General features: G+C 40.6%; 11 protein-coding genes. All 11 read left to right on the forward strand.

Going from position 1 to position 18,589, the window contains the following annotated elements:
* Positions 1 to 11: 11 nt before the first annotated feature.
* Complete coding sequence (locus tag ABZB17_RS04630; RefSeq protein ID WP_372648318.1) at positions 12 to 2,081, forward strand: RagB/SusD family nutrient uptake outer membrane protein; 2,070 nt, start codon at positions 12 to 14, stop codon at positions 2,079 to 2,081.
* 88 nt (positions 2,082 to 2,169) lie between these two features.
* Positions 2,170 to 3,162: a DUF4973 domain-containing protein gene (locus ABZB17_RS04635; protein WP_372648319.1), complete on the forward strand. Its 993-nt coding sequence runs from the start codon at positions 2,170 to 2,172 to the stop codon at positions 3,160 to 3,162.
* A gap of 107 nt (positions 3,163 to 3,269) precedes the next feature.
* Entirely contained in the window at positions 3,270 to 5,561 is a 2,292-nt protein-coding gene (locus tag ABZB17_RS04640; protein WP_372648320.1) for a GH92 family glycosyl hydrolase, read from the forward strand.
* A 47-nt stretch (positions 5,562 to 5,608) separates the two neighbouring features.
* Entirely contained in the window at positions 5,609 to 8,116 is a 2,508-nt protein-coding gene (locus tag ABZB17_RS04645; RefSeq protein WP_372648321.1) for a glutaminase domain-containing protein, read from the forward strand.
* Between the two features lie 419 nt (positions 8,117 to 8,535).
* On the forward strand, positions 8,536 to 9,126 hold the full coding sequence (locus tag ABZB17_RS04650) for an RNA polymerase sigma-70 factor (protein ID WP_372648322.1): 591 nt from the start codon (positions 8,536 to 8,538) through the stop codon (positions 9,124 to 9,126).
* A 136-nt stretch (positions 9,127 to 9,262) separates the two neighbouring features.
* Positions 9,263 to 10,240, forward strand: a complete 978-nt coding sequence (locus ABZB17_RS04655) for a FecR family protein (protein WP_372648323.1) — start codon at positions 9,263 to 9,265, stop codon at positions 10,238 to 10,240.
* A 233-nt stretch (positions 10,241 to 10,473) separates the two neighbouring features.
* Positions 10,474 to 13,821: a SusC/RagA family TonB-linked outer membrane protein gene (locus tag ABZB17_RS04660; protein WP_372648324.1), complete on the forward strand. Its 3,348-nt coding sequence runs from the start codon at positions 10,474 to 10,476 to the stop codon at positions 13,819 to 13,821.
* Positions 13,822 to 13,842: 21 nt separating this feature from the next.
* Positions 13,843 to 15,303 carry a RagB/SusD family nutrient uptake outer membrane protein gene (locus tag ABZB17_RS04665; RefSeq protein ID WP_372648325.1) on the forward strand — a complete coding sequence of 487 codons (1,461 nt, stop codon included), beginning with the start codon at positions 13,843 to 13,845 and terminating at the stop codon, positions 15,301 to 15,303.
* A gap of 104 nt (positions 15,304 to 15,407) precedes the next feature.
* On the forward strand, positions 15,408 to 15,758 hold the full coding sequence (locus ABZB17_RS04670; RefSeq protein WP_372648326.1) for a sulfatase/phosphatase domain-containing protein: 351 nt from the start codon (positions 15,408 to 15,410) through the stop codon (positions 15,756 to 15,758).
* A gap of 196 nt (positions 15,759 to 15,954) precedes the next feature.
* The gene (locus tag ABZB17_RS04675; RefSeq protein ID WP_372648327.1) at positions 15,955 to 17,361 is read left to right on the forward strand and encodes a sulfatase; all 1,407 of its coding nucleotides are present in this window, start codon (positions 15,955 to 15,957) and stop codon (positions 17,359 to 17,361) included.
* Positions 17,362 to 17,492: 131 nt separating this feature from the next.
* Positions 17,493 to 18,589, forward strand: a 1,097-nt coding sequence (locus tag ABZB17_RS04680) for a glycoside hydrolase family 2 protein (RefSeq protein WP_372648328.1), incomplete at its 3' end; no start/stop codon positions are given.

Raw genomic sequence — 18,589 nt, forward strand, 5'->3', positions numbered from 1 at the left:
ATCTTATTGTAATGAAAATTAATAATAAAAGAACATTATACTTGCTGTTAACACTGGTATTCGTAACAGGTATTTTTTCGTCCTGTACCGATTATCTGGAGTCTGATCAGTATTTTAAAGACCGAATGACCATCGAAAAGGTTTTCTCAAGCAAGCCTTATTCGGAAGAATGGTTAGCACATGTTTACTCTGATATGAAAGGACAATGTGCAGACGTAGCAAATAAACGTAATACGCCTCACTGTTTTGCCGACGATATGTATTATGGCGGAGATGATGCCGCATTTGGTGTTACCGGTTCCGGAGTGAATTTCTCGTATAATATTTTTCACACCGGTTCATACTCAGAAAATGATAAACAGGGAACCTGGACTCAGGCGTACCGTGGAATTCGCAATGCAACAACCTTTATTCAATATATTTATATGAATACGGAATTGAACGAAGAGGAAATTGCAGATTATCGCGCGCAGGCACGTTTTGCACGAGCTTACTATTATTGGATTCTTTTACGCAAATACGGCCCGATTCCTATCCTGCCTGATGAAGGTATTGATTATAACGACAGCTACGACGAGATCGCGACTCCACGCAGTTCGTTCGAAGAATGTGCTGAATATATCAGCAGCGAAATGTTATTGGCGGCAGAAGACCTGAAGCTAACGCGTGATCCGTATACCGAGGTAGCCCGTCCTACAAAAGGTGCGGCGCTTGCAGCTCGCGCACAGGCATTGTTATTTGCTGCCAGTCCGCTGATGAATGGTAATACAGACGATTATGCCATGGACCTGGTAGATGATGAAGGCAACCAGTTATTGTCAACAACCTACGATGAAGAGAAGTGGGCAAGAGCAGCTGCCGCTGCCAAAGATGTAATTGAACTTGGTGTTTACAAGTTGTTTACCGTAAATTATAAAACATCAGGTAATAGCGCTTATCCTGCAACGATTGATCCTCCCTACGATCCTGAGTTTTCTGATAAAGATTGGCCGGAAGGATGGAAAAATATTGATCCGTTTGAATCATACCGTGCCTTATTTAACGGTACAGCAACTGGTGATAATCCCGAGTTGATTTTTACCCGCGGAGATAACGGAAATGAGCAGGTTGCCGGTATGGTGGCCAACCAGTTACCTATCATTGCCGACGGTTGGTCGAACAATGGAGTAACACAAAAGCAAGTTGATGCATATTACATGAAAGACGGTTCGGACGTTCCGGGTAAAGACCGTGAAATAGGCCGTGGAGATGGCAGTAGCCGTGTATCCGGTTTTGTAACCCAGGAAGATGTGGATGCAGGAATGTACAAACCGCTGCCCGCAGGCGCTTCTTTACAATATGCCGACATGGAACCACGCTTTTATGCATCGGTAGCCTATAGTGGTAGCATCTGGCACATGCAAAATGCAACCCTGCCACAAGACCGCGAAAAGCAGGTGTTTTATTACCGCGGTGGTGGTAATGGTTATACCAATACCCTGGCTTGGCTTCGTACCGGTATCGGGATGAAAAAATTTGTACACCCGGGTGATACCAATGAAGGTGGTGTGCCTGGAGGTGGCCCATTGGTTGTTCGAAAGCTGGAACCGGCAATTCGTTATGCTGATATTTTGTTAATGTACGCCGAGGCTTTAAACGAGCTGGACGGTACTTATCAAATCCAGTCGTGGGATGGAAGCACAACCTATTCCATTGGTCGTGATGTTAACGAAATGAAAAAAGGTATTCGCCCTGTTCGTATACGTGCAGGAGTTCCTGATTACACTGCAGATGTATACGGTGATAAGGATTTATTTCGTGCTACTTTGAAACGCGAACGCCAGATTGAATTGCTGGGTGAAGGAAAACGTTACTACGATTTGCGACGTTGGAAAGATGCGCCTGCCGAAGAATCTTTACCGATTTACGGATGTAATGTTCTGATGGACAAAGATAACAGGGAGTTGTTCCATACGCCGGTTAACTCGTGGGGGCTTCAATCAGCTTTCGCTGATAAAATGTGGTTCTGGCCCATAGGGCATAACGAACTCAAACGTAATAAACGCCTGACCCAAAACCCCGGTTGGACTTATAATGATTAATTTCAATACAATACGAAGATTAAGAACCAAAAGCAGTAAAATAAATAGTTTTTGCTGTTTACGGTTCGGGAATTAAAACAATAATCAAATGAAAAAAATATATTATATAGTACTGTTTTTTATGGTTGCGCCGTTTCTTTTCAGCGCCTGCAACGATGAATGGACAGAGGAGCAATACGAGCATTTTGTCTCTTTTAAAGCTCCGTTAAACGACCTGGGTGTAAGTCCGATTTATGTGAGCTACAAAACAGATGAGGTTTCAAATTATAAACTACCAGTAATTGTTAGTGGGTCAACACCAAATCCTGACGATATAAGTGTAAAGGTGGCTCTTGATCCCGACACTTTAGAGGCATTAAATTACGAGCGCTTTCAAAACAGAACTGACCTGTATTATCAGCAACTGACTGATTCGTATTTTACGATGCCTTCATCTGTTAATATTAAGGCCGGAGAAGATGTTGCACTTTTAAATATCGATTTTAATTTCGAGAACATTGATTTGGCTGATAAGTGGATACTTCCGCTGACAATTGTAGACGATACGGAGAATGGCGCTTACACGCCACATCCGAGGAAACACTACAAAAGAGCCCTGTTGCGAGTGATGCCTTTTAATGATTATTCAGGAGCCTATGGTGCAGCAAACCTAAAAACTTATATAAAAGGCAGCGAGAATGGTGCACCTATCGTTAAAAGTAATATTCAGCTTTATGTTGTTGATGATCATACCGTTTTCTTTTATGCCGGAATGGTTGACGAGGATCGCATGGATCGTCATAATTATAAAGTTTATGCTGAATTTGATCAGGAGACAGGCGAAGTGAGACTTTCTTCTGACAATCCTGATATGGAGTTTCAGTCCTATAGCACACCAACATTTATTGTTGATGAGCAAATGGATGTTACCCGTCCATACTTGCTAAAGCGTACTACCATTGTTGAAGGTATCGACTTTAGCTTTAAAGACTATTCAACATCTGATGTTGTTGATTTTGAATTTACCGTTCGTGGTCAAATAGCCATGGAACGCAGAATTAATACACAAATACCAGACGAAGATCAGGCGATTGAATGGTAGACTGTTTATAGCAAATAAACCGGATATTACCATCGTGTAATATCCGGTTTTATTCTTTCTTTTTTGTTCGTTTTCCGATTCAATTAAACAATAGATAACAGAAAATAATGACACAAATAATGAACAGAATTGGTTTTTTCGCCTTTGTTTTGATGTGCAGTTTTATGCTGAAGGTCAGCGCACAAACTTTCGATCCGGTAAGCTATGTAAGTACGTTGGTGGGGACTAACTCAAAATACGAACTGTCAACCGGAAATACCTATCCGGCAACAGCGCTGCCCTGGGGAATGAATTTTTGGTCGCCACAAACCGGAAAAATGGGCGACGGCTGGATGTACAAATACACTGCCGATAAAATCAGAGGATTTAAACAAACCCACCAACCCAGTCCGTGGATGAACGATTACGGCCAGTTTTCAATAATGCCCGGTACCGGAAAATCTGTATTTAACGAAGATGAACGTGCAAGTTGGTTTTCACACAAGGCAGAAGTGGCCAAGCCATATTACTACAGCGTTTATTTGGCCGATGTAGATGTAACTACCGAAATTGCACCTACCGAGCGGGCAGCAATTTTCCGTTTTACCTTTCCCGACAGCGAAAACTCATACGTGGTAACCGATGCATTCGATCGCGGTTCATATGTGAAAATAATTCCCGAAGAGAATAAAATTGTCGGATACACAACACGCAACAGCGGCGGTGTACCCGATAATTTTAAAAACTACTTTGTAATTATATTTGATAAACCATTCGCGAACTATGCAGTGGTAAAAGACGGCGAAATAACTAATGGCGAAAAGGTATTCGAAGGCAACCATGCCGGAGCAATTATTGGTTTTGCTACGTCGAATAACGAACAGGTGCATGCGCGGGTAGCTTCGTCTTTCATCAGCGAAGAACAAGCTGAACTTAACCTGAAAGAGCTAGGAAAAGAAGCTTTTGATGAGATTGCAGAGAAGGGAAAAGCCCGCTGGAATGAAGTGCTGGGTAAAATAAAAGTGGAAGACAACAACATCGATAATTTACGTACTTTATATTCTAACTTGTACCGTACGGTTTTGTTTCCACGAAATCTTTCCGAAATTGATGCCAACGGAAATGTGGTGCATTACAGCCCATACAACGGGAAAGTATTACCCGGCTATATGTTTACCGATACCGGTTTCTGGGATACTTTCCGCAGTTTGTTTCCTTTCCTGAATTTGGTCTATCCATCAGAAAATGAAAAAATGCAGGAAGGGCTGGTGAACGCCTACAAAGAAAGTGGTTTTCTTCCTGAATGGGCAAGTCCCGGGCATCGAAGTATTATGGTGGGTAACAACTCGGCTTCGGTAGTGGCCGATGCCTATTTAAAAGGCCTGCGCGGTTACGACATTGAAACCCTGTGGGAAGCGTTGAAGCACGGAGCTAATAATGTTCACCCAAAAGTTGCAGCATCGGGAAGAACAGGTTACAAAGAATATAATAAATACGGTTATATACCGAACGATGTGGGAATTAGGCAGAACGTTGCCCGTACATTGGAATATGCCTACGACGACTGGACAATTTATACCCTCGGAAAAGCTCTTGGCAAACCCGAAAGCGAAATTGGTATTTATGCCGAACGGGCAATGAACTACAAAAATTTGTACAACCCCAAAAACAAACTGATGGCCGGAAAAGCTGTAGACGGCTCTTTCTCCGATTCATTTAACCCAACTGACTGGGGCCGCGATTTCACGGAAGGAAACAGCTGGCATTATTCATGGTCGGTATTTCACGATCCGAAAGGTTTGATGAACCTGATGGGCGGACGTGAAGAATTTGTAACCATGCTTGATTCAGTATTTATTATCCCCGGATCAAAAGGAATGGACAGCCGCGGAATGATTCACGAAATGCGTGAAATGCAGGTGATGGATATGGGCCAATATGCACACGGAAATCAACCCATTCAGCACATGGTTTATTTGTATAACTACGCCGGCGAACCTTGGAAAGCGCAATACTGGGCACGCGAAATAATGGACAAGTTTTACTCGGCAGCGCCCGATGGATATTGCGGCGACGAGGATAATGGCCAAACTTCGGCCTGGTATGTTTTCTCGTCGCTTGGATTTTACTCGGTTTGCCCGGGAAGCAACGAATATATTTTAGGATCACCATTGTTTAAATCGGTAAAAATTGAGCTGGAGAACGGCAATGAGATTACGATAGATGCTGCAAATAATTCGAAAGAAAATCGTTATGTTGCAGCTATGGAGCTGAACGGTAAAAAATATACCAAAAACTACCTGACTCATAAAGATTTGATGAAAGGTGCAGAAATCAACTTCAAAATGAGTGATACCCCGAACAAAAATCGGGGAACCGAAGAGAACGATTTTCCGTATTCATTTTCAAATGAATACTAGTTTATTGGGTTTAGAGAGAAAATAATTTTACAATTAAAATAATAGCTATGCTTAAATCAACTATCAACAAAATCCTGACTGTTTTTACAATTGCTGCTCTTTTGGGAGCTTGCAGTTCGCAGTCGGAAGTTACACAAAAAGAAGAGGCGGGAGCGGAGTTTCGTGCTCCGGCTTATCCGTTAATCACTATCGACCCTTATACCAGTGCGTGGTCAATGTCCGATCAGTTATTCGATACACCTGTAAAACACTGGACAGGACGGAACCATTCATTGATCGGCGCCATTCGTGTCGACGGTGAAACCTACCGTTTTTTGGGAAAAGAAGAAATTCCTTTGGAGCCGGTTGTGGCAAATGCCAAGTTTGAAGCCTGGGACGGAAAATACATAACAAAAAAACCTGCATCAGGTTGGGAAAAACCGGAATTTAAAGCTACCTCGTGGAAAAGCGGAAAGGCAGCTTTTGGTACGCCAAATATGAACGAAACAGCTACTCCGTGGGAAACCGAGCATATTTGGGTACGTCGCGAATTTACCATGCCCGAAGTTAGCGAAGAAAGCGATTTGTTCCTGGTTTATTCGCACGACGATGATTTTGAGTTGTACCTGAACGGAAAAGAAATTGTAAATACAGGCAACCGTGCAAAAAGTAACGTGGTGCTTAAGCTCGACAGAAACCTGTTAAACATCGGCGGAGAAAATACTATCGCTGCCCATTGTTGGGATCGTGGCGGTTTGGCCTATGTTGATTTTGGTATTTTCAAAGAGAGCGATATAAAACCTGTTTTTGCGCAAACTGCCGTTCAAAACAGCGTAAAAATTACCGCCACACAAACAAAGTATGATTTTACCTGTGGACCGGTAGATTTGCGTGTTGAATTTGTTTCACCACTCTTAATGGACGATCTGGATCTAATTTCGCGTCCGGTTAACTACATCAACTACGAAGTGGTTTCAACCGATGGCGAATCGCACGAAGTTGAAGTTTATTTTGAAGCTACTCCTGAATGGGCAGTAAACGAGTTAAACCAGGAAGTAGAAGTTACAAGCGGAAAAATCAGCAACATCAATTACTTGAAAACCGGAACTACTGAACAACCTGTTTTGGAAAAGAAAGGCGACAACGTACGGATTGATTGGGGATATTTCTACCTTGCTTCTACAGGTGCCGAAAACAAAACACTTGCAATTGGTGATTTTGCAGGTATGAAAAAAGCATTTGTTGAAAGCGGAAAATTAGCCGCAGGGAAAAATGAAACAACAGCTGTTCTTTCAAATGAAATGCCTGTTATGGCTTGCACCGAAGTTTTTGAAAAAGTTTCTGCTGAACCGGCCAAAGGTTATGTAATGCTGGCTTACGATGATATAGAATCGATCCAGTATTTTGGCGATAACCTGAAAGCCTGGTGGACAAGAGGTCAGACTAGTTTTGATATGGTTTTAACTTCCGCAGTAGGCGATCACCAATCGATCATGGATCGTTGCGATGCCGCTGATAAAGCGATTTACGAGGAAGCTTTGGCAGCAGGTGGCGAAAAGTATGCCCGTTTGTGTTTGCTGGCTTATCGTCAGTCGATTGCTGCACACAAACTGGTGAAAGACACCGATGGCAACATTCTTTTCCTTTCAAAAGAAAATTTTAGTAATGGTTCAATCGGTACGGTTGATGTTACTTATCCTTCAGCGCCATTATTCCTGAAATACAACCCGGAATTATTAAAAGGAATGTTGAACCCAATTTTTTACTATTCGGAAAGTGGAAAATGGACCAAACCTTTTGCGGCACATGATGTGGGCACGTATCCCTTAGCCAACGGTCAAACCTACGGTGGCGATATGCCGGTTGAAGAATGTGGGAATATGATTATTTTGACAACCGCCATTGCCAATGCCGAAGGAAATGCTGATTATGCGGCAGAACACTGGGATGTGCTTACAACTTGGGCCAATTACCTGATGGAGAATGGTCTTGATCCGGAAAACCAGCTTTGTACCGATGATTTTGCCGGTCACTTTGCACACAACGTAAATCTTTCGGCAAAAGCGATTATGGGAATTGCCGGTTATGGAAAACTGGCCGAAATACTGGGCAAAACTGATGTAGCAGAAAAATATACTTCTGAAGCTAAAAGTATGGCACAAGAGTGGATGAAAATGGCAGATAATGGCGACCACTATCGTTTAACTTTTGATAAACCGGGAACCTGGAGTCAGAAATACAACATCGTTTGGGACAAACTGCTTGATCTTGGAATTTTCCCCGAAGAAGTAGCTCAAACCGAAATTGCCTATTACCTGACCAAACAAAACACTTACGGTTTACCTCTGGATAATCGCAGAACGTATACTAAATCAGACTGGATTGTATGGACCGCAACTTTAGCTGATGATACCGAAACTTTCCAGAAATTTATCGATCCGCTTTACGGATTTGTAACGGATACACCTGATCGCGTTCCAATGTCTGACTGGTACGAAACACCAACAGCAACGCAGGTTGGCTTCCAGGCGCGCTCGGTTGTTGGCGGATATTTTATTAAAATGCTGGAAAAATAATCAGAAAATAATTTCTGGACAGGACAGTCTGGAATTGTAGTTTAGTTTTAGTAAGTGATCAATTTATTTTGGTTGAAATCTCCGGGATTTATTCCCGGGGATTCTTTTTAATAATTTTAACCAATGAGATTGCAGATACCAAAGAGATTATAATACAAGCTAAGTTAGTGCGAATAGGAGCTCAATACTAATGATTGCCGGAATACAAAGTATCAGAATTGAACATCCCACAATGTTTGGCATAAAAAAACTTTAAAAAGTTTTAACCGCAAACAAAAAAGAAGAAACAACTAGGCCTGCAGCTATTATTGCTGTTCATTTATATTAGTAAGACTTACTTAGTTTAAATAGAAAAAATCTTGAAATGCAATTAATTTTCTATTTTCACCAAAACTAATCTAACTACTTGTCCATTGAGAATGAGTTTTATTGACTCAAATATTTCCATTAACCTCGTACTGTTCAGAAGTGGCGATGAACAGGTTTTTAAGCTTATTTTTGATAACAATTACGAAAGAATTGTTGGATTCTGTATCCAGTTTATTCCCGATCGCGAAGAGGCAAAAAATATAGCTCAGCAAGCCTTTGTAAAACTATGGACCAATAGGGAAGAGGTTAATACTTTAAATGGAATTAGAGCTTTTCTGTATACCGCCGCAAAAACAGAGTGTCTGAATTATCTACGTCACGAAAAATATAAACAGAACTATCAAAAAGATACACTTCAGAAACGCGAAGAACTGTTGAACAGGGAAGTTCTGGAGTCCTTTAATTTCGACAGGCTTGAATACATGGAACTGGAAGAAATGATTCAGGATGCGCTTGAAAAACTGCCGGAAAAATGCCGTCAGGTCTTCGTAAAAAGTCGTTTTGAGTACAAAAAAAACCATGAGATTGCTGAAGAATTGGGTATTGCTATTAAGTCGGTAGAGGCGAACATTACCCGCGCGCTCAAAATTCTTCGTAAGGAATTAAAAGATGTCCTTCCTTTGGTTTTGTGGATGTTTTAGTCCTTACTTGTGAATGTGACATTTTTTATAATCCGGCTCAACCACAAATTTATTCTGAAAATATTTTTCTGTTTTTTTCTGTTTTTGGTAAAGGGTAACAAACAATTTATGTGTACAAATAGTAAGAAAGACAAATATGGACAATAGTATCATACAGAAATACCTTAGGGGAAAAGCAAGTGACGAAGAGAAGGAACAACTGTTTAACTGGTTGGATGAGAGTGCTTCGAATAAGGAAGAGTATATCGAAATAAAAAAAATATGGGCTTTAACCTCGCGTGAAAAGAATGTTGAAGGCAAAACCTGGAGTGATATAAAACCATCGGAATCAAAGCCGGCAAAAACCAAAATTTTACAACACTGGTTGGCTCGGGCTGCTGTTTTCCTTCTACTACTTAGTTGTGGCGCTATCGGCGGCCGTATTATTTCAAAAATAGTTGAAACCCCGGTTTATTCGCAGATGTACTCCGTTATCTCTCCGGCCGGGCAAATGACCAATATTGAGTTACCCGACGGTACATTGGTGATGTTGAACTCCGGAACAAAAATTCAGTATTCGGGCGATTTTACAAACGGAAACCGACAGGTTTATCTTGAAGGCGAAGCATTTTTTGACGTACAAAAAGATGTTGAACATCCATTTATTGTTAAATCCGAACTTCTTGGTGTAAAAGTTTATGGCACTTCATTTAATATTCAGGCGTATCCTGAAGACAGAGCGTTTACCGCAACGCTTATAGAAGGAAGCATCGGTATATTAAATACGAGTGGAGAAGAGGTGACAAAACTGGTGCCCGGTGAAAAAGCGTATTTTGCCGAAAGTGAAACCAACATAGATATTCGAAAAGTGGATACCGCAATGTACACCTCGTGGAAGGAAGGACTGGTTACTTTCCGAAATGAAAGGTTGGAGGATATTGCCAAACAAATTGAACGTTGGTATAATGTAGAGATAGTTATACAAAAAGAGGGTTTGGGTGATGAAAGGTACTTTGGTACTATTTTGAAAAACAAACCTATCGATCAAATTCTGGAGGTGCTAAAATTAACCACTTCGCTGGAATACGAAATTGTACCCCGAGCAAATGAGCCTAGTTTGATTTACTGGAAATAAGAAATAGAATTGACTAATAAAACTTAATGCAGACTTATGAGTAGAACAAATACTTCCTAAAAAGACGACAGGCCAAAAATACTGGAAATATTTTTAGCCTGCTCAGCTTAACAGGTACGCCAATACCTGAAAAGCACTGATAAATAAAACTTAGTATTTACCAATAACATGTCAAATTTATGAAAAAAACAGACAATTGCTCTTGTTTACATGGGCAACTAAAAAAAGTTTTAATGATTATGAAACTAACGACCTTTCTAATCTTTGTACTAACTCTGAACGTATTTGCTGAATCCTATGCGCAATCCACAAAAATTACGCTAAACATGGATCAGGCTACTGTAAAAGAGGTGATTGAAAAAATCGAAAGCGAAACCGAATTTTACTTCATGCTGAAGTATGATGATCACCTTATGAATCGATATGTGGATATAGATCTTGATGATGCCAATATTCATGATGTGCTTACACAACTGTTTGATGCTGATAAATATAACTATCAGATAATCGATCGTTATATTGCTGTAACCCCGGTTGATGAGGACGCAATGGGTGTTGCCGACCAGAATTCAATTACGGGAATTGTAACCGATGCAGATGGCGAAGCTTTACCAGGTGTAACGGTAATATTTAAAGGTACTACCATTGGTACAGTAACAGATATGAATGGCTATTACCAATTGCCGGTAACCGACGGAAAGATTCTTGTTTTTTCGTTTGTTGGAATGAAAACTCAGGAAATAGTGCTGGACGGACAGTCAAAAATTGACGTAACACTTCAAGCTGATGCCATTGGAATTGAAGAAGTGGTCGCCATTGGATATGGTGTTGTAAAAAAGAGCGACCTGACAGGTTCGGTTTCATCACTGAACAGAGATGATATGAATACCACAGGTGTTTCATCGGTTGATGAAATGATACAAGGGAGAACACCAGGTGTTCAGGTTATTCAGTCAAGCGCAGAACCAGGTGGTGGAATGGCTATCAGAATTAGGGGAGCCGGTTCGATTAATGCCAGCTCAAGTCCTCTGTACGTAATTGATGGACTGCCAATTGATAACGGCCAGATTACTGCCGGTTCAGGCGCGGACATACCGGGATCAAGAGCTCCAAGAAATCCTCTAAGTTCTATAAATCCGGCAGATATTGAATCTATTGAAATTTTAAAAGATGCATCGGCGACTGCCATTTATGGAGCTCGTGGTGCGAACGGAGTAATTATTGTAACCACAAAAAGTGGAAAAGACGGTACTTTTAATGTGAACTACAATGGTTATGTAGGTACACAATCTGCAGCTAATACGGTAGATTTACTTTCTGCCGAGGAGTATATGACTGTATTGAATGATATTTTGGATGAAGGTGGCGGTAATCCGGAAGAACGTGTAACTGGTATACAGGGTGAAGGAACAGATTGGCAGGATGAGGTAATGCGTAGTGCATTAATTCAAAGTCACAATTTGTCCTTCTCAGGAGGTAACGGTAAAACAAGTTTTTACTCATCGCTTAATTATTTCAACCAGGAAGGTATTGTTGTAAATTCTGCCTTTAAACGTTACGATGCACGTTTAAATCTTCAGCATAAAGTAAACAAATTTACGCTTGGTGTAAATTTCACCACATCTTATACTCAGGATGAATTTTTGGCATATGGTTATGCCATTAATGAGGAGGCAGGTGCCTTGTACGCCGCATTAAACTTCGATCCTACCCTTCAGGTTTACAATGAAGATGGTACGTTTCAAATATCTCCGTACATAACTACCGACAATCCAATGGCGCTCGCAACAGGGAAAGATGGATTTGGTAATACGTACAGAACCTTGGGAAGTTTTTACGGTCAGTACGAAATTCTTCCCGGATGGACTGCCAAATTGAATGGAGGTTTTGATGTTCAAAGCAGTCGCAGAGATTCTTATGTTGACAGAACTACTAAAAATGGGGCCGGAGCTGGTGGAATTGCATCCATTATCAACGGAATTAAGACCAATTACCTGTTTGAAGGTACATCAACTTATATGAAAGATTTTGATGAGAATAACAGCATGACTTTGATGGGCGGTGTAACTTATCAGGCATTTAATACCGATCGTAATACAATGAATGCCAGAAACTTTCCAAACGATATTACAAAAACCTGGGATATGGATGCAGCTGATCCGACTTTGTTTCAGGAATTCAGTAATCGATCAACGTATAAATTGTTATCATATATTGCCCGGGCAAATTACAATTACAAAGACAAATACCTGTTTACCGCTACCTTTAGAGCAGATGGTTCATCTCGTTTTGGTGAAAATAACAAATTCAGTTATTTCCCATCATTAGCAGGTGCATGGAAAATGCACGAAGAGGACTTTATCAAAGAGCTCAATACTTTTAGTCTTCTAAAACTTAGAGGTAGCTGGGGTATTACCGGTAACCAGGGAATTGGAAATTATCAGTCGTTAACCACATTTGCAACTGGGCCAACAGCAATAATGAATGGTCAAAAAACGACTACACTCGACCCTTCAAGGATTGGTAACCCCGAATTGAAATGGGAAACTACCGAGCAAATAAACTTTGGTATGGATATGGGATTTTATGACAATCGTATTTACACCACAGTTGATTATTATTCAAAAGAAACAAGCGATATGTTGCTTGCCCTTCCGGTTCCTTCATCTTCCGGATTTAACAGTGTATTACAAAATATAGGAAGTATCCGTAACCGGGGATTCGAATTCATGATCGAAACACGAAACTTTGTTGGTGATTTCAAGTGGAATACGAATTTTAACTTCTCTACCATTAAAAATGAAGTGTTGGATTTAGGCCCTATTCCTGAAATTATTCATGCAGGAGCCGGATGGACAAATGGTATTGCGTTAATCAGAGAAGGAGAACCGTTAAATTCTTTTTATGGTTATGAAGTAGAAGGTGTTTGGCAGCTTGACGATGATTTTAGTGTTACTACAGACCCTGTAGAAGCTGGTGATACAAAATTCAAAGACCAGCTAACTGTTGATACTGATGGCGACGGTGTGCCAGATGCAACGGATGGAAAAATTAACGATGATGATCGGGTTATAATTGGAAATTCATTCCCGACATTTACGTGGGGATTATCCAATAATCTTTCATACAATGGTTTTGCGTTAAACTTCTTTTTTGAGGGAGTACATGGAATTGAAATGCTAAATAATAATTTAGTAGATAGTTATTTCCCAATTAACTTCCGAAGAAATAAATTAGCAGAACCCTATTTAAACAGATGGACTGCCGATAATCCAACAAATGAGTATCCTTCGTTTGTAAATCCAAACGGACAGGGAAATAAAGCCGTCAATACTACTACTGTTGAAGACGCGTCATACATTCGCTTAAAAACCGTAAAATTGAGTTACGACTTTAAACTGAAAAATAAAGTACTGAAATCCGCAAACGTATATGTTACCGGACAGAACCTGTTTACAATTTCAGATTATTCCGGATTCGACCCATCGACCAACTCCAATGGGAATCCGAGTTTGAAAATTGATTATAACTCATATCCGGTTGCCAGAACCTACATGATTGGTTGTGAAATAGGATTCTAAACGCTAAAAAAAGATTTAATTATGAAAAAGAATATATTATATACACTAGCTTTACTTCTCGGGCTGTTTTTTATAAATAGTTGTGAAAATGTACTGGAAGAAGATGTTTATTCCGAATTGGATCCGGATGGATTATTTAATGATATTATAGGTGCCGAAGCGGTACTTCATGCTGCCTATGCCGAAAGTCAACTGAATGGTTGGAATGGAAAAAGTTTGTTAAACCTTGAAGAGTGGTGTACAGACATTGAATGGGAAACCGGTGGTGGTGAAAATCGTACTGCCGTTCAAATGATAAATTTTACATGGGATGCTTCAACCGGCTGGATAACTGATTTAATGTGGAGAGGTCCTTTCAGAGGGGTAAGAGATGCCAATACCATACTCGATAATATAGAAGAATCAACATTATCCGATTCAGAGAAGAAGTTAATCAGAGCTGAAGCGCGTTTTGTACGGGCAACCGAGTACTATTACATGTACACTTATTTTGGACCGGTTCCTTTGCGCACAAGTGCAACGCAGGAAATGGAATTACCACGTGCCTCTGAGCAGGAGATGTTGACCTTTCTCGAAACAGAATTTTCTGAAATCATAGCGGATTTACCAGATCCGGGAGACGAAAAACTGTATGGCCGTGCACATAAAGGAGCTGCAACTGCATTCTTGTGTAAGTTTTATCTGGCCTCAAAGCAGTGGCAAAAATGTGCCGATGCTGCTTCTGATCTGATCAACATGAATTATTATGAACTTTACCCCGATTACAGGGAATTGTTTAAAGTGGAAAACGAACGTAATAAAGAATACATCTGGGTTCATCAGGCAGTGGTTGAGGGACTAGGTAATAATTACATTAACGGAGCATTTCCGATTAATTTTTCAATAGAACCAAAAAGCGGTTTTACCTGGACATCGAACATGCGAAATTGGGCTGCTCAGTATCGCTTATACGATTCTTTCTATAATTCTTTTGAAGAAGGTGATCAAAGAAAAGATCTGATTATATCTGAATTCATCAATAAAAAGGGAGAAACAGTTTCTTTACTGAATGCAAATAATACCCGATCATTTAAATGGTGGCCCGATGTAAATGCCCAGGGAAATGACCATGGTAACGATATTCCTCAAATAAGATATGCTGATATTTTGTTAGCAAGGGCAGAAGCTCTAAATGAATTAAATGGTCCGAACCAGGAATCGATTGATCTGATAAATATGGTGAGAAATCGTGCAAATCTGGGAGATATATCTGTTGCTGATTTTGCTTCAAAAGAAGAACTCAGAGATCATATTCTGAATGAACGCGGTTGGGAGTTTTATAGCGAAAGGAAAAGACGTCAGGATTTAATTCGCCACGGAAAGTTTGTCAGTTCCGCTCGTGAAAGAGGAATTACAAATGCACAGGACTTTCATGTGCGTATGCCAATTCCTCAGGTTGAAATTGATGCCAATCCGATGTGCGAACAAAATCCGGGTTATTAGTACACGCGCATAGTATAGTTTAGTTAAAGCATATCCCTTGAAAAAGGGATATGCTTTCAGTTCCTGCAAACCGGGTATATCCGTCAATAAATGATTCATACTCTATGAAGCAATTGATTCTGCTCAGGTGTTTTACTTTCAGGATACAGCATCAAAAAGGTACCCATCCGGTAGTGGCGGTTATAAAAGACAATTATAAACTGATCAAGTACTACGAAGACAATTCTGAATACTTGTTTGATATGGATAAGGATCCACAGGAGTTGAACAATATTGCTAATTTGAATCAGAAAATTCTCGAGGAGTTGAATCGGGATATTGACAGTTATTTTGAAACGCACGATATTCAATTACCCACATTAAATACAGATTACGATGCCGGCAAGGATCCGGGTAGAAATAATTCTAAAATTAAAGAGCGATTAATGAAGGAACCGTATTTTATCGTAAAGTAACTTAGGGGTAAACTTCTTTAAAGCATTATAATAACGGAGATTTCTAATGCTATTCAAAGGGAAAGAGTGTATGGGAAATTCTGGTAACAAATACTGAGTTCTGAACGAAAGTCCCAAGGTCATGAAGATATTTGCTAACAAGAGCCATTCGGTAAATGTAGTTTTGAAAACTGTATAATTTATAATCTAAACAAGTATGTATAAGAACATCATCATTTTAGTTTTCGCATTTCTTTTTGTTAACGTGTTGCATGCAAATGCGAAACAAAAACCTAATATTCTAATCATCATGGCCGATGATTGTACGCACAGTGATCTGTCGCTTTACGGAGGACAAAATGTAAAAACACCGCATATCGATCAACTGGCTTCACAGGGAATGACCTTTAATAATGCTTTTGTCACCATGTCGATGTGTGTGCCTTGCCGTGCAGAATTGTACACCGGCTTGCAACCGGTTAGCAGCGGCGTTTGCTGGAATCATGCCATTGCGCGCACCGGCACACAAAGTATTGTTCAGTATTTGGGTGAGTTGAATTACCGTGTAGGCATTACCGGTAAAGTACATGCCGACCCACGCAGTGTATATCCTTTTGAAATAGTTAAAGGAGTTGAAGACAATTGTGTTTCGACAACTGCAAAATACGATGCCGCCGGCATGAGAGAATTTATGGCTCGCGATAATGAGCAGCCTTTCTGTATGGTGACTGCTTTGGTGGTACCACATATCCCTTGGACGGTTGGCGATTCATCGCATTTTAAGCCCGAAGAATTTGATCTTCCACCATACTTGGCTGATAACAAAGAAACACGCACCGAATTCGCCAAATACCTGGCCGAAGTTGAGGTGCTTGACCAACAAGTAGGAGAAACGTTAGCACTGCTTGAAGAGCTGGATATTGCCGAAAATACTATCGTGATTTTTACATCGGAGCAAGGTGCGCAATTGCCATTTTGTAAATGGACCAACTGGAACAATGGTGTGCACACCGGATTTGTGGTGCGCTGGCCCGGAAAAGTAGAAAGTGGTGTTCGCACAGATGCGCTTATTCAGTACAACGATGTATTACCAACTTTACTTGATGCGCTTGGAAGTAATACCAAAGCCGAATTTGCCGGGAGCAGCTTTTTACCCGTTCTGCTCGGAGAAAAAGATACGCACCGCGAATATGCCTACTTCATGCATAACAATGTGCCCGAAGGTCCGGCATATCCAATTCGTTCGGTTACCGATGGTAAGTATCACTACATACGTAATCTTAGCCCTGAAAACCTTTACATCGAGCGGCATCTGATGGCGCGTATGCCACTAAATAAATACTGGCCATCGTGGGTTTTCGATGCCTCGGATGATCCTGAAATTTTGGATTTGGTAACCCGTTACCAGAAACGTCCGGCTGAAGAGCTTTATAATTTGACTGACGATCCGAACGAGATGAAGAACCTGTGCAATCAGAAAGAGGTAAGTGAAATTCAGAAAAAGCTTTCGAAGGAACTCGACAAATGGCTGAAAGAGCAGGGCGATCCGGGTGCCAGACTCGACACTTACGAAGAGCTGCAAAATGCAAGAAAAGGCAACCATTTTAAAGCGCTAAATGATTGAATTGGCAGTTTTTAATTGAAAATTTATTGAACTTGAAATTTCTGATTTATTAAATGATTTTACCAGTTCTATAATTCAATATCCAGATAGAAATTTAAAACAAGAATAATTTTGCATAAACAATTTAAAAGATGAAGAAGATTAAATTTAATTTAACAGCCATTGTTCTGTTAATCAGCTTTGGACTTTATGCCCAGGATTGGCAGCCGGTAGGCGATAGAATTAAAACCCGCTGGGCTGAAAAAGTAACTCCCGACAATGTTTGGAAAGAATACCCACGTCCTCAAATGGTGCGTCCTGAATGGAAAAGCCTGAACGGTCTTTGGGAATATGCTGTAACATCAAAAAACGCAACAAAACCTGAAGCCTGGGAACAAAATATACTGGTTCCTTTTGCCTTGGAAACACCACTTTCAGGTGTTGGAAGACGAATTGAATCAAACGAAGTAATTTGGTACAAACACTCTTTTGAACTGGCTCCAAAAGCAAACGAACGCCAGTTGTTAAATTTCGAAGGTGTTGATTACAAATGTATGGTTTGGGTTAACGGTGAGCTGGCCGGTTCGCATGTTGGCGGTAACCTGCCTTTTTCGTTTGATGTAACTGATTTGGTGAAACCGGGCGAAAACGAAGTAAAACTGCGTGTGATTGACGGAACCGATGATTTTGACTTATACCAGTTACGCGGAAAACAAAAGCGCGATAACGGTGGTATCTGGTACACGCCGTCGTCCGGAATTTGGGCACCTGTTTGGATTGAATCGGTTCCTGAAACCTATATTAAGTCGGTAAAACTATTGGCCGATATGTATGGCGAATTAAAAGCAGAAGCAACAATTGGCGGTTTACAGCAAAAAGCCCAGTTACAGGTTAGCGTTTTTGATAACGAAGAGCTTGTGGCACAGAAAAAGGGACTGTGTACCGATGTATTGTTAAGCGTAAAAAATGCTAAACTTTGGTCTCCTTCGTCTCCAAAACTTTACGATCTGAAAATTGAATTGCTCGACGAAGACGGAAAAGTACTTGATGTTGTAACTTCTTACGCCGGGTTCAGAACAGTGGGAAAAGCCTGCGATGCAGAAGGAAACTGGCGATTCACTTTAAACGGCAAAGAAATCTTCCATTACGGACCGCTTGATCAGGGATGGTGGCCTGAAAGTTTTCTGCTTCCTCCATCGGATGAGGCTATCGTTTGGGAAATGGATTTTCTGAAAAAGGCAGGATTTAA

The sequence above is a fragment of the Draconibacterium sp. genome, assembly GCF_041583095.1.
GTDB lineage: Bacteria > Bacteroidota > Bacteroidia > Bacteroidales > Prolixibacteraceae > Draconibacterium.